This is a genomic window from Archangium lipolyticum (genome assembly GCF_024623785.1).
GTDB classification, from domain to species: Bacteria; Myxococcota; Myxococcia; order Myxococcales; family Myxococcaceae; genus Archangium; species Archangium lipolyticum.
In genome coordinates this window covers 42,182-54,398 of record NZ_JANKBZ010000039.1, presented here as the reverse complement: position 1 = coordinate 54,398, position 12,217 = coordinate 42,182, and the positions used below count along the sequence as shown (strand labels likewise).

11 protein-coding genes are annotated in these 12,217 nt (G+C 69.4%); 9 read left to right on the top strand and 2 right to left on the bottom strand.

Going from position 1 to position 12,217, the window contains the following annotated elements; all coding sequences use genetic code 11:
• Nucleotides 1-73 precede the first annotated feature (73 nt).
• Entirely contained in the window at nt 74-703 is a 630-nt protein-coding gene (locus tag NR810_RS45385; RefSeq protein WP_257461876.1) for a TetR/AcrR family transcriptional regulator, read from the bottom strand.
• A gap of 123 nt (nt 704-826) precedes the next feature.
• Here NR810_RS45385 and NR810_RS45380 point away from each other — a divergent pair, with 123 nt between their 5' ends.
• The 8 genes from NR810_RS45380 to NR810_RS45345 all read left to right on the top strand — a co-directional run bounded on the left by NR810_RS45380 (nt 827) and on the right by NR810_RS45345 (nt 7,391).
• Complete coding sequence (locus tag NR810_RS45380) at nt 827-1,693, top strand: DUF2867 domain-containing protein (RefSeq protein WP_257461875.1); 867 nt, start codon at nt 827-829, stop codon at nt 1,691-1,693.
• Nucleotides 1,694-1,872: 179 nt separating this feature from the next.
• The gene (locus NR810_RS45375) at nt 1,873-2,259 is read left to right on the top strand and encodes a TipAS antibiotic-recognition domain-containing protein (protein ID WP_257461874.1); all 387 of its coding nucleotides are present in this window, start codon (nt 1,873-1,875) and stop codon (nt 2,257-2,259) included.
• 400 nt (nt 2,260-2,659) lie between these two features.
• Nucleotides 2,660-3,271, top strand: a complete 612-nt coding sequence (locus NR810_RS45370; RefSeq protein WP_257461873.1) for a putative glycolipid-binding domain-containing protein — start codon at nt 2,660-2,662, stop codon at nt 3,269-3,271.
• Nucleotides 3,271-3,915, top strand: a complete 645-nt coding sequence (locus NR810_RS45365) for a YdcF family protein (RefSeq protein WP_257461872.1) — start codon at nt 3,271-3,273, stop codon at nt 3,913-3,915. Before NR810_RS45370 ends, NR810_RS45365 begins: the two co-directional genes overlap by 1 nt.
• Nucleotides 3,916-4,466: 551 nt before the next feature.
• Nucleotides 4,467-4,937: an endonuclease/exonuclease/phosphatase family protein gene (locus NR810_RS45360; RefSeq protein ID WP_257461871.1), complete on the top strand. Its 471-nt coding sequence runs from the start codon at nt 4,467-4,469 to the stop codon at nt 4,935-4,937.
• A gap of 2 nt (nt 4,938-4,939) precedes the next feature.
• Nucleotides 4,940-5,449 carry a hypothetical protein gene (locus NR810_RS45355; protein ID WP_257461870.1) on the top strand — a complete coding sequence of 170 codons (510 nt, stop codon included), beginning with the start codon at nt 4,940-4,942 and terminating at the stop codon, nt 5,447-5,449.
• A gap of 85 nt (nt 5,450-5,534) precedes the next feature.
• The gene (locus tag NR810_RS45350; RefSeq protein WP_257461868.1) at nt 5,535-6,695 is read left to right on the top strand and encodes an App1 family protein; all 1,161 of its coding nucleotides are present in this window, start codon (nt 5,535-5,537) and stop codon (nt 6,693-6,695) included.
• A 117-nt stretch (nt 6,696-6,812) separates the two neighbouring features.
• Nucleotides 6,813-7,391, top strand: a complete 579-nt coding sequence (locus tag NR810_RS45345; RefSeq protein WP_257461867.1) for a hypothetical protein — start codon at nt 6,813-6,815, stop codon at nt 7,389-7,391.
• 90 nt (nt 7,392-7,481) lie between these two features.
• Here NR810_RS45345 and NR810_RS45340 read toward each other — a convergent pair whose 3' ends face one another.
• Nucleotides 7,482-9,689: a tryptophan synthase alpha chain gene (locus NR810_RS45340; RefSeq protein WP_257461866.1), complete on the bottom strand. Its 2,208-nt coding sequence runs from the start codon at nt 9,687-9,689 to the stop codon at nt 7,482-7,484.
• A 246-nt stretch (nt 9,690-9,935) separates the two neighbouring features.
• Between NR810_RS45340 and NR810_RS45335 the strand changes: the two genes are divergently transcribed.
• Entirely contained in the window at nt 9,936-12,212 is a 2,277-nt protein-coding gene (locus NR810_RS45335; RefSeq protein ID WP_257461865.1) for an ATP-binding protein, read from the top strand.
• Nucleotides 12,213-12,217 lie beyond the last annotated feature (5 nt).

Genomic DNA, 12,217 nt, shown 5'->3' with positions numbered 1-12,217 from the left:
AGGGGTTCATCTGGGGCTTCGCGCGCGTGAGCCGGGGCGCGGGACTGAACAAGGACCTGAAGCTGGACACTGCTCACGCCGGAATCAGCGCCCGGGTGAGGTGCTTGACGTAGTCGGCGCGGGCGCGGCTCGTACCCAGCGTGTCCGGGCTGGAGATGGCCAGGTGCAGGAGACCCACGTACGTGGAATAGGCCTGCAGCGCCCAGTGGCGCGCCTCGCGAGCCGGCAGGCCGAGCGCCCGGTACAGCGTCACCAGATAGCCAATGCGCCGCTGTGACACACGCGCGAGGACCGGCTGGATGCGTGGATCCGCGGCGGCGCCCGCGACGATGGCGACCTCGATCTTCCCCTGCGGGTCCGCCTCGAACGTCAACACCAGGAGTTGATACAGCCGCTCCCGGGGGTCTCGCAGTGCGTCCAGCCGGGCGATGACATGGGTGGTCGCCAGTTGCTCCCAGCGTGCGAGCGCCGCCTGGAGCAACTCCGCGCGGTCCTTGAAATGCCAGTAGAAGCCCCCCTTCGTCACCCCAAGCCGCCGGGCCAGCTTCTCCACCGAAAGGGCCTCGATGCCATCCGCGAGGCTCCAGAGCGCGGCGTCCGCCCAGTCCTCGGCCGAGAGCCCCGGGCCCCGGCGCTGCCCGCGAATGTCCTCGAGTGGCCGTAGGGGCGTGGGCGCGGGTGTACGTGCGGAAGTGCGTCTCATCGTTCGCCGCAGTCTGGCGGACCCCCTTCCCGGCGTCCAGGGTGGCGTCCACAGGGGCCTGGACAATACGGCACCGTATCGGGATACGGTGCCGTATCCTATGACGAGAACGGGGTGCTGCACATGCGAGTGACGAACGGGTCGTTGCTGATACTCACCGGAGCGGTGCACCAGGTCGTGGGGCTGGTGGTCTACCGGAAGCCGCTGCTGGAAATGGTGCATGCGGGCGTGTTCAACAGCGTGGGCGAGGACACCAGTGCCCGCGCGGCGGCCTTCTGGTTCCTGGCCGCGGGCGGGCTCATGCTCCTCATCGGAGCGCTGTGCCGCTGGGTGGAGCGCGAGCTGAACCGCCCCCTCCCGGCGAGCTTCGGCTGGGGGCTGCTCGGCGTGGCTCTCTTCTGCGTGGTCCCCATGTTCGAGACCGGAGCCTGGGTGTTCTTCCCGCTGGGCCTTCGCGTCCTCTTCCAGGCCCGAACGCCCAAGGCACTGCCAGAGGTGCTGCGCCCCTTCGCGAAACGGGCGGACCACGTGGACGTGAAGACGGTGGAATCAGAGGCCTCGCTGCGCGCCTTCCTCGCGGGGCTGCTGTCGTACCAGCCCGCGTGGGTGACGGCCCTGTATGGGGTGCGGCGCGTCTTCGTCCGGATGCTCGGGCTGAGGCAGCTCGGCATTCCCAGGCCCCAGCACCCGCGCCCGGAAGACATCCCCATGACCCCGGGCAGCGCCGCCGCGTTCTTCACGGTGCGCCACGCGGAGGAGGAGCACGTCTGGGTGGCGGCGGCGACGGACTCGCACCTGGAGGCGACCCTCGCCGTCGTCATGGAGCCGACCGGCGGAGCCCGGAAGCGCTTCCACGTCGTGACGCTGGTGCACTACCGGCACTGGACCGGACCGGTGTACTTCAACGTCATCCGGCCCTTCCATCACCTCGTCGTGGGGGGAATGGCCCGGAGCGCGGCGCGGCAAGGGCCCGCCCTGGGCCTGGCCTGAGAGCGCCCAGACCCTCTCCCAACGGGAGAGGGAGGTGGAGGGAGCTCCGCACTCGAGGGCGGTTGCGGCTTGCGCAGATGCGCCGCTATAGTCCGCGTTCCCCTCGGTTGGACTGCCCTGCCAGTGGCGACGCACGCTGCGGCGCGCTCATCATTTTTTAGAAACGAACACACGACACCATGGGTCTTCAACAGGCCACACCCGAATACCTCGACCAATGCCGCGCCGCACAGCGCGCGGAGCAGGAACAGTCCCTGGCCAGCACGAACAACTGGGCGCATGTCGACAAGCCCCAGGCGCATGCCGACTTCGATGCGTTCTACAAAGAACTGGCCCCGCTGATCGATGCGAACGCCCCCGCGTCTCCCGCAATCCAGGCCCTGATGGCAAAACACTTTGCCATCGCATCGCGCTTTTACACGCCGTCGCGTGACGCCTATGTGGGCACCGCCCTGTTCTACGCAGACAACGCCGACATGAAGGCGTTTCACAACGGGTACCACCCGCGCATGGTTGAGTTTCTGGGCGAGGCGATTTACGCCTACGCGCAGCAGAACGTGCGGTAGTTGCGTATTCCGGCGAAGTGGAACACCCGTTCCGGCCATGTGGAACAGTCGGAGCGTCAGCGACGCTGGCCGGGGTTCACTTCGCCCCCTTCGTGGGAGAGAATGAGTATCCAGCGGCACGGGAATGATACCGCCTGGTATTGTCGACGGCCCGCCACGTCTCAGGTCGAAAACGTGATGTCCTGGCCAGCTGTTCCCGTTCGTATCAGTAGGCCAGCCTCCATATTCTTCGATCCAATCCCTACGGTATTTCTCTCGTGCGTTATTCCATTCGTTACGTCGTTTCTCGAGATCGGAGCCAGGGGGTAGTCGCAGCAGCAGTGCGTCACGGCCAGAATGATGCCGATAAGAGAGAGCGGTCGATTCTAATGGAACGTGGACAGGTCCGGTGCTCGCGGGCATGAAGGTTCTCCTGGCCCACGGCCGGGGCTCCCGTATGCTGCGTCCGAGCATGAACGAGCTACACGTCGCCTGGGCCCCCTGGTCCGGCCCGGGTCACGAGCATCTGGTCCTCCGCGAGGTCTCCGGTGCTCTCACCGCGCACAGCACCGTCGAGGGCGTCTCGGACCAGGGCCGCCGCTTCTCCCTTCGCTACTTCCTGCGCACCGACTCCGCCTGCCGCGTTCGCGAGGTGGAGCTGGCCCTCCTCGGCAGTGATGCCCGGCTCTCCCTCCGCTCCGATGGGGCCGGCCAGTGGTCCGACGACAAGGGCCGGTCCCAGCCCGAGCTCGATGGCTGCATCGACGTGGACATCTCCGTCACCCCCTTCACCAACACCCTCCCGATCCGGCGCCTCGGGCTCGCCCCCGATGCGTCCGATGACATCGCCGTCGTCTACCTCGACGTCCCCTCGCTCTCCACCCGCCGCTGCCGCCAGCGCTACACTTCTCTCGGCCCCGCCCTCTACCTCTTCGAGAGCCTCGAGACCGGCTTCCGCGCCGAGCTCCCCGTCGACCCGGCCAGCCTCGTCCTCGACTACCCCGGCCTCTTCCGCCGCCTGCCCCCGCGCTGATGCCTCCTCTCGCTCTCCAGAAGGGGCCGGGCTCCCTCCGGCGCCTGGTGCTCGTGGGCCTGGGCGTCCTCACCTGCGGCGTCTTCGGCCTGGCCTTCGTCGTGGACCGCTTCGGCCAGCGTGAGCGCGCCACCCGGGCCGATGTCGTGGTGGTGCTCGGCGCCCGCGTGCTGCCGGGCGGCGTCCCCTCTCCCGCACTGCGCGCCCGCGTCGAGAAGGCCGTGGACCTCTACCACCAGGGTCTCGCTCCCCGGCTCCTCTTCTCCGGCGGCGTGGGCGTCAATTCCCCCTCCGAGGCCCGCGTCATGCGCGACGTCGCCGTGCGGCTCGGCGTGCCCGCGGACGCCTGTCTCCTCGAGGAGCAGAGCCACTCCACCGAGCAGAACGCGCGCTTCTCCTCGGCGCTGCTGCGCTCGCTCGGCGCCCGCCGCGTGGTGGTGGTGTCCGACCCCTACCACCTGCTTCGCGCCCGCCAGTACTTCCGGCTCCACGGCTTCGAGGTCTCCACCAGCCCCGCCTTCCTCACCGACCGCAACCTGCGCGCCTCCGGCCGCTTCTACTGGACGGTACGCGAGGCCTTCGCGCTGCTCGCCCACCCCCGCGTGCTGTTCGCCCGCGAGCTGACTGCACAGGGGGTGGAGTGAGCCGCCCGGACGGGAGCTGGAGAGAGGAGCCGCCCGGTCGCCTACCGCTCGGGAGCGGTCGTATTCTGGGCCTCCAAGTTACTTTTCAGGTAATATCTTCTGAAGGCCCATGATGTGCAGGAAGACCTCCTCTTTTTTGCTTGGTGGAACACAGGGCTCCGGCCGCCTCGAAAGCGCCAGCAGGTGGTACACCCGCCTGAACAGTGGGACTGTACTCGCGAGGTCGTCCGGCAATTGATCCAGATCGACGCTGTCGACCTGCTGGCGCTTGGCGAAGTGACGGCGGAGGAGGCAGAGCGACTCAGGCGGGCCTGTGAGCCTGAGTTTTCAAGGCGTTTCTTGGTCGACGCTGGTCCAGAAGGAGGAGGTCACCGGAACCTGGCGGTGCTCTACAATGGGGACAGGCTCCAGCGCATCGGTGGGCCATGGGAGCTATACGACCGTTGGGGTGGGAAAAGGCTTCATGTGGGCATGCACCTGCTCTTTTCCATCGTCCCCTCGTCAGCGCCCTTCCATCTCTTCGCCGTGCATTGGCCCTCGCGGGGCTCGGGATGGCCCTCCAGACGCGTATCGACGAGCTATCCAACTCAGGTCAGCGTCCGACCCAAGTGATGGTTCTCGGTGATTTCAACGACGAGCCGTTCAACGAGTCCATGAGTACCGCCCTGCTGGGGTCGAGGGATCGGAACCTGGTCCGGAAGGTGCCCCAGCTCTTGTACAACCCCTTCTGGCGACTCATGGGGGAGCGGCAGGTGCTCGAAGAAGAGAAGGATGGTCGCCTCGGAGCGGGCACCCACTACTTCGAGGGTACGGTCGCCACGCACTGGCATACGTATGACCAATTCCTGGTATCGGCTTCTCTCCTGTCCGGCCCGGGTTGGGTCCTCAAGGAAGGGGGCACACGAATCTGGCAGAAGCCTCCTTTGTTGAGATCCCCGGGCAGATTCGCCTCTTCCTTCGATCACTTCCCCATCCTGGGCGTGCTGACCCACATGCGCCCCTCAGAAAATCCAGGAGCATGAGCATGACGAGCTTCCAAGACGCATTCCACAAAGGTCTTGAGGCCTACGAATCGGCGGACCGCGCGAGGAAGGAGATCTTCGCGGTGTTCGATGATTGCGCGAAGCAGGTGAGTGCTGCGAGTGGAGGGGCCATCAGCTTGTCGTACAGGGAGAAGTCGAGAGAACGTCGCGGGAATAAGACCATCGCCGACGTGGTGACGGGTGTCTTGCCCACCTATGAATCCTACGAGGCGCTCGAGGCCAGGATCGCAGATGGGACGCAATCGGGTGCCGTGGAGTTGTGCGAGTACAAGCTCTCCCCCCGCGGTTATCCCGTCTCCATCGCCTACGCCGATGTCCATGAGTACTGCCATGACAAGCCATCGTTGGAGCAGGCCCTGGTCGATCTGCTCGGGCATCCCGTCACGGGTGGGGTGCTTCGGCAGTTGATGGACCTGCAGGCGAAGACGAGGAGTGGTGGGGCTGGCGGCCATCCCCAGGTGACTGACGTGCGGAACGGCAAGGGGGATTAGGCACTGTCACGAACTGGGGGGATGGGCGATGCGCCTCCGATAGAGTCATTGTCTGGGAGGACCGAAGGAAGGAAGCTGTGCGCCCATGTCCCGCAAGCGGCCCAATGCCCTCGTCCGGCTCGCCTTCTTCGTCGAGCACCACGCCGAAGCGTGGGGCTGGCGCATCCGGCGCAAGCTGGGGCTGGCCGGCCGGCCTCGCATCCTCCCCTACCGCGGCTATGGGACGAACGGGCAGGCCGTCATCAAGGCCCGCGTGCTGGAGAACCGCCACGTGCGCCCGCCCTGGAAGCGGCACACCCTGCTGGGCAGCGCCATCGCCTCGTGGAAGCGCTACATGACGGTGGAGATTCCCCATGCCCGCCTGGTGGCGCGCTGGGGCGAGCACCGCTGGGAGGGCACCACCGACGAGGAGGGCTTCCTGGAGCTCTGGGTGTCCCCTCCCGAGGGGCTGAAGTCCGGCTGGCACGACGTGGAGCTGGAGCTGCTCTCTCCCGCCTCCCAGGGCGTGGAGCGCGTGCGCACCCCCGTCCTCGTGGCCGGCCCCGAGGCCGAGTACGGCATCATCAGCGACATCGACGACACCGTCATCGTCACCAACGTCACCAACTTCCTCAAGCGCACCTGGACGCTCTTCCTCACCGAGCACCGCACGCGCCTGCCCTTCGAGGGCGTGGATGCCTTCTACGAGGCGCTCCACCAGGGCAGGAGTGGCTCGGCCAACAACCCCATCTTCTATGTCTCCTCCAGTCCGTGGAACCTGTACGAGCACCTGGACGAGTTCCTCGGGCTGCACCGGATTCCGGCCGGGCCGCTGCTGCTGCGCGACTGGGGGCTGAGCCGCCACGGCTTCGCGCCCGGGGGCGGGCACGGGCACAAGCTGGAGAAGATTCGCGGGGTGCTGGGCACGCTGGAGTCGCTGCCCTTCATCCTCATCGGCGACAGCGGGCAGGAGGACGCCGAGCACTACCGCACCATCGTCCGCGAGTTCCCCGGCCGCATCCGCTGCGTCTACATCCGCAACGTGTGGCACCACTCCGGCCGCGAGCGCGAGCTGGCCCTCATCGCCGAGGACATCCGCGCCGCCGGCAGCCAGATGCTCATGGTGGACGACACCGTGACGGCCGCCCGCCACGCCGCGAGCCAGGGGTGGATCCGCTGGCGCGAGGTCGCCGAGGTCCAGGCCCATCAGCAGGAGGATGCCCAGGCGCGCTCCCTCCTGGACAAGCTGGACCGCGAGCCGGGTTGAGCCGCCCGCCGCCCGGGGTTTCTCCGTTGTTGCTTGAGTCGCCCGGGAGGGCGTGGCAGACGGCGACTCGGACCCAGGGCGGAGCTTGGGGGGCCCGTCCACCAACCCCCGAGGACGATGATGCGTCGCAAGCTGATGAAGACGTTGCTGTGCGTGGTTCCGGCGGCCCTGCTGGGCGCCTGTGGTGGAGCGGTGGAGACCGCGCAGGAGGCCGAGCCGGGCCAGAGCACCCAGGGTGTCGTGCTGCCCGCGCCCCCGGCGAACTATCAGCTCGAGCTGGAGGAGGCTTCGGTGGACGCGGGGCCGCTGTCCGCGCTGGCCTCGGGCAACGCCGTGCACCACTGGACCGAGGGCTACCTGCGCGGGTTCGACTTCGCGTGGCCGTACTCGGGCTCTCCCTCGGTGGACAAGGCCGCCGAGGCCGTCCTGGGCCTCCAGGACTATGGCCTCTACGGTGAGCCGGGCGTGGTGCTGAGCTTCGCGCAGTTCAAGACGGACGTGTACTCGGAGTTCCAGCCGGTGCCCCCCTCCCTCCTCGCCGCGTACAGCAACGGGGCGGAGACGGTGCAGGTGAAGCGCTACTACACCAGCTACCTGGTGGCCGCGGGCTCGACGGGCTGGTTCAACCTGTACGTCGTCCTGTTCCCGCAGTCGCGCAAGGTCATCGTCTTCGAGCAGACCGCCTACGAGACCTGAGCCGGACGCCTCTCCCCCTGGGGAGAGGGCCGGGGCCGCTTCCCGCTGGAAGTCCGGCCCCGGCGGCAGTGCCTGGACGTCCTGGCGGGCTCACTGACAGTCGGAGTCGGCCGAGTCCGCCCATCCATCCGCGTCGTCGTCCGCGCCATTGGAGCAGCGGCCGGACTCGCGGGGCACGTACTCGGTGATGTGCAGCGAGTAGCGGATGGGCGAGGCCCTGTCATTGCCAGTCAGGCCGTCCACCACCACCAGCACCGTCTGTCCTTGCAGCAAGGGCAGCTTCACCACCGGCGCCCCCGTCTTCCCCGCGGTGCGGCTCGCCGAGCAGGCCAGCTCCCGGCCCCGGCACCCCGTCAGCACGTACAGCGCGTTGCCGTGGCCGCTGCCCACCGTGTCGAAGACGAAGGTGCCACTCCTCGGCGCTGTCCACAGGTGCGCCCGGTCCTGCTGCAGCACCGCCCCGCACGTGCCCTGGAAGCCGTCCCCCGCCTGCGCCGTGTCCCCCAGGTACGTCACCGGCAACGCGCTGCCCAGGTCCGTGTCCGCGCACCCGCTCCCGCCACAGCCCGGTGCGTCCTGGCAGTCCGTGTCCGCGCAGTCCACCCACCGGTCTCCATCATTGTCCGTGCCGTCGAAGCAGCGCCCGGCCTCCGTGGCCAGCAGCTCGTCGATGTGCAGCTCGAAGTCCCCCGCGCTGAAGTTGCCTCCCAGCGGCGAGTCCACCACCACCAGCACCCGCTGGCCCGCCAGCAGCGTCGCCGACACCCGCGCGCCTCCGCCGTAGCTGATGCCGTCCGTGGCGCACGCGAGCTCCGCGCCCCCACAGCCGTCCCGTCTCACGCTCAGCAGCGTGTCCAGCGCCGAGCGCGCCGTGTCGAAGGTGAAGGTGCCGCTCCTCGGCGCCGTCCAGAGGAAGCCCCGGTCCGGCGCGCCCCGGCCCCCGCACGCGGACTGGTGGTCATCATTGGCGTACGCCGTGCTTCCCTTCACCCGCACCGGCAGCTCGCTGCCCAGATCCCTGTCCACGCACACCGGTGTCGAGCGGTAGCACACGTTGGGCACACCCGCTCCGCCGCACGTCTCGCCCTCGGGGCAGGTGCCGCAGTCGAGCGTCCCGCCGCACCCGTCCTTCACCGTGCCGCAGTTCTTCCCCAGGAAGCAGCAGGTGTACGGCCGGCACACCGTCTCGGCGCAGACATTGGGCACGCCCCCGCCCCCACAGGTCTCCCCCGGCCCGCAGGTGCCGCAGTCGAGGATTCCTCCGCACCCGTCCGGCACGATGCCACAGTCCTTGCCCAGCTCGGCGCACGTGGCCGCCAGGCACGGCGAGCCGCAGACGTTGGCCACGCCGCCTCCGCCGCACGTCTCGTTCCCGAAGCACTGTCCGCAGTCGAGCACCCCCCCGCACCCGTTGGAGATGATGCCGCAGTTCTTCCCCTGCGCCGTGCACGTGGTGGGAATGCATGTGGCCGGGCCGCACACGTTGGGCGCTCCGCCTCCGCCGCAGGACTCGCTCCCGGGACAGGTGCCACACTCGAGCGTCCCACCGCACCCGTCCGGGAGGGTGCCGCAGTTCTTCCCCAGCCCCGAGCACGTGGCCGGCGCGCAGGGCGGGCTGCCACAGACGTTGGGCACGGCGGCGCCGCACGTCGTGCCCCCAGGGCAGGTGCCGCACTCGAGCGTCCCCCCGCACCCGTCCGACAGCGTGCCGCAGTTCTTCCCGAGCGCCTCGCACGTGGTGGGCGTGCAGCGCGCCCGGCCGCAGGTGTTGGGCGCGCCGCCGCCGCCGCACGTCTGTCCCTCGGGGCAGGTGCCGCACTCGAGCGTTCCCCCACAGCCATCGGCCAGGGTGCCGCAGTTCTTGCCCAGTGCCTCGCAGGTGATGGGCGTGCAGGGCGCCCGGCCGCAGACGTTGGCGGTACCGCCTCCTCCACACGTCTCCGGAGGCGTGCAGAGGCCGCACTCCAGCATCCCTCCGCACCCATCTGGCACGGCGCCACAGTTCCTGCCCAGCGACTCACACGAGGCCGGCGTGCAGGGCATGGGAACGCACCGGTTGGGCAGGCCACTGTCGCCACAGGCCATGCCCTCGGGGCAGGTGCCACAGTAGAGGACGCCGCCGCAGCCATCGATGGCCGTGCCGCACTCCAGCCCCTGCTCCTCGCAGCTTCTCGGCTGGCACCCGTTGCGCGCGAGCGTGCCCGGGGGCGGATCCTCATCCACCGTCCCCCCGCATGCCACCAGCAGCACCGAGACCAGGCCCACCCACCCGAGGAGCCCGCTCCACCGCACGCCCATGCCCCTGCCCTTCGCCCACGCTTCGAGTGGCCGACGAGGGCACAACCTGTGGCGCCACCCCCCGCGAGGGAAGGGGTCCCCGGGGGCCGAGCGCTCCCCGGTGAACGGATGGGGCTCGTCCCCGGGTACAGGAGGGTGAACGGTTTCCGACACCCCCTTGCCCGGGAGCACCGATTCCTACATCCGCTCCAGGGCGCCACCTTGCGTGGGCGGGCTGCCGCTCGCGTGAGGGGGGTGTGGGAGCTGATGCGGCGTCCCTGGACTTTCGCGACACGTATCGCGGTGGGATTCGCTGCCTCGCTGGCGATCGCTCTGGCCATCGCCACCATCTCCGCGCTCGCCCTGCGCTCGGTGCTCACCGGCAACGAGCAGCTCACCACGGGCCCGACCCTGCACCTGGCGAAGGTGGAGAGCCTGCGCCGGGCCTTCAGCGAGAAGCTCGCCGCCCAGCGCGGTTTCGAGCTGACGCGCAACGACGCCTTCCGGGGGGACGAGCAGCGGGCCCGGGCGCAGTTCCAGGAGACGCTGGAGGAGCTGCGCTCGCACGCCCAGGGGGAGGATGAGGTGCGGGCACTGGAGGAGGTGGCCGCCAGCGAGCAGGCGCACCAGGCCCTCAGTGCGCGGAAGAGGGAGGCGCTGCTGCGGGATGCCTCCTTCACGGAGCTGAGGCAACTGGGCCAGAAGGTGGTGGCGGCGCGGGCGCGGACCGACGAGGCGTTGAAGGCGCTCGCGCAGCTCACCCGGGAGCGGCTGGAGGCGGGAGTCCAACAGGAGAGGCGGGCGGACCGCCGGGCGCTCTGGCTCATCCTCGTCGCGGCCACGCTGGGGCTGCTGGTGGCGATGGGGCTGGCCTGGGTGCTCACCCGCGCGCTGTGGCCCCTGCACCACGAGGCGCGTGCCTCCGAGGAGCGCTTCCGGCTGTTGGTGGAGGGGGTGAAGGATTATGCCCTGTACCTGTTGGACCCCCAGGGACGGGTGGCGAGCTGGAACCCGGGCGCCGAGCGCATCCAGGGCTGGCGTGCCGAGGAGATCATCCATCAGCCGGGCGCGCTGTTGTACCCGCCGGAGGAGGTGGCGGAGGGGCAGCCGCGGAAGGATCTGGAGCGGGCGACGCGCGAGGGGCGGCTGGAGTCGCAGGGGTGGAGGCTGCGCAAGGACGGCTCGCGCTTCTGGGGTGAGAGCCTGCTCACCCCGCTGCGCGACGAGCGGGGCCGGCTCGATGGGTTCGTGGTGCTCACGCGCGACATCACCGAGCGCCGGCGGATGGAGCGTGCCCAGCGTCTCTTCGTGGAGGCCGAGCGGCTCTTCCTCTCCGCGGGAGATCCGGACCTGGTGGTGGCGGAGCTGGTGCGGCACCTGGTGCCGGATCTGGCGGATGGCTGCCTGCTCTTCCTGCTCACGCCCACGGGCGAGCTGACGCCCCGCACGGTGCGCCACGTCTCGCCGGAGATGGAGCGCCTGTTGTGGGAGATGAGCCAACGCCGCACGCCGGCGAGGGGCCTGCTGCACCGGCTCTGGGAGGTGCTCCGGTCGGGACGCTCGGAGCTGGTGACCGAGGTGGCGCCGGAGCGGCTGGAGCAGGTGGCGGTGGAGGCCGGGCAGCAGCAGCTGGTCCGGAAGCTGGCGACGAGCTCCTCGCTGACCGTGCCGCTGCGAGCCGGGGGGAGGACGCTGGGCGTGCTGGTGCTGATGACGCAGAAGCCCGAGCGGCGCTTCACGGAGACGGACCAGGTGTTCGTCGAGGAGCTGGCCGGGCGCGCGGCGTTGTCGCTGGACAACGCGCGGCTGCTGCGCGAGGCGCAGGCGGCGCTGGAGCTCATCGGGGTGGCGTCGCACGACCTGGGCACGCCGCTACAGGCGTTGCAGTTGATGCTGGGCAAGCTGCGGCGCGCGCCGCCGGCGGACGTGGACAAGCTGCGCGAGGGGCTCACCGCAGCGATGCGCTACACGCAGCGGTTGGGGAGGCTGCTGCACAACCTGCTGGACCTGTCGCGGCTGGGCTCGGGGAGGATGGAGCTGGAGCTGGGGGAGGTGGATCTGGCGGAGCTGGCGCACGAGGCGGTGGCGCGGCACGCGGAGCAGGCGGCGGAGGTGGGGAGCCGGCTGGTGCTGGACGTGCAGTTGGGAGTGGTGGGGAGATGGGACCGGCTGCGGCTGGAGCGGGTGCTGACGAACCTGCTGTCCAACGCCTTCAAGTACGGCAAGGGGAGGCCCATCGAGGTGCGGGTGGAGCGCACGGATGGGCACGGGCGGTTGAGGGTGCGCGACCACGGGCCGGGGATTCCGCGGGAGCAGCAGCGCCACATCTTCGAGCGCTTCAAGAAGGCGCCGACGGAGGGGGAGAAGAAGGAGGGCTTCGGGCTGGGGCTCTACATCGTGCGGCAGTTGGTGGAGGCGCACGGGGGCACCGTGCGGGTGGACAGCGAGGTGGGGGAGGGGACGTCGTTCACCGTTGAACTTCCGATTTCGCCAGCCAGTCGGGAAGTGGATGCCTTCTCACAGCCTCCGGGGCTGGTGCACTAGTCCGA

What these genes read in the sequence shown, in the direction of transcription:
- NR810_RS45345 (WP_257461867.1), top strand. Translation starts at nt 6,813, where the DNA reads ATGATGCGTCGCAAGCTGATGAAGACGTTGCTGTGCGTGGTTCCGGCG.
- NR810_RS45370 (WP_257461873.1), top strand. Translation starts at nt 2,660, where the DNA reads ATGAAGGTTCTCCTGGCCCACGGCCGGGGCTCCCGTATGCTGCGTCCG.
- NR810_RS45375 (WP_257461874.1), top strand. Translation starts at nt 1,873, where the DNA reads ATGGGTCTTCAACAGGCCACACCCGAATACCTCGACCAATGCCGCGCC.
- NR810_RS45365 (WP_257461872.1), top strand. Translation starts at nt 3,271, where the DNA reads ATGCCTCCTCTCGCTCTCCAGAAGGGGCCGGGCTCCCTCCGGCGCCTG.
- NR810_RS45360 (WP_257461871.1), top strand. Translation starts at nt 4,467, where the DNA reads ATGGCCCTCCAGACGCGTATCGACGAGCTATCCAACTCAGGTCAGCGT.
- NR810_RS45355 (WP_257461870.1), top strand. Translation starts at nt 4,940, where the DNA reads ATGACGAGCTTCCAAGACGCATTCCACAAAGGTCTTGAGGCCTACGAA.
- NR810_RS45385 (WP_257461876.1), bottom strand. Translation starts at nt 703, where the DNA reads ATGAGACGCACTTCCGCACGTACACCCGCGCCCACGCCCCTACGGCCA.
- NR810_RS45335 (WP_257461865.1), top strand. Translation starts at nt 9,936, where the DNA reads ATGCGGCGTCCCTGGACTTTCGCGACACGTATCGCGGTGGGATTCGCT.
- NR810_RS45380 (WP_257461875.1), top strand. Translation starts at nt 827, where the DNA reads ATGCGAGTGACGAACGGGTCGTTGCTGATACTCACCGGAGCGGTGCAC.
- NR810_RS45350 (WP_257461868.1), top strand. Translation starts at nt 5,535, where the DNA reads ATGTCCCGCAAGCGGCCCAATGCCCTCGTCCGGCTCGCCTTCTTCGTC.
- NR810_RS45340 (WP_257461866.1), bottom strand. Translation starts at nt 9,689, where the DNA reads ATGGGCGTGCGGTGGAGCGGGCTCCTCGGGTGGGTGGGCCTGGTCTCG.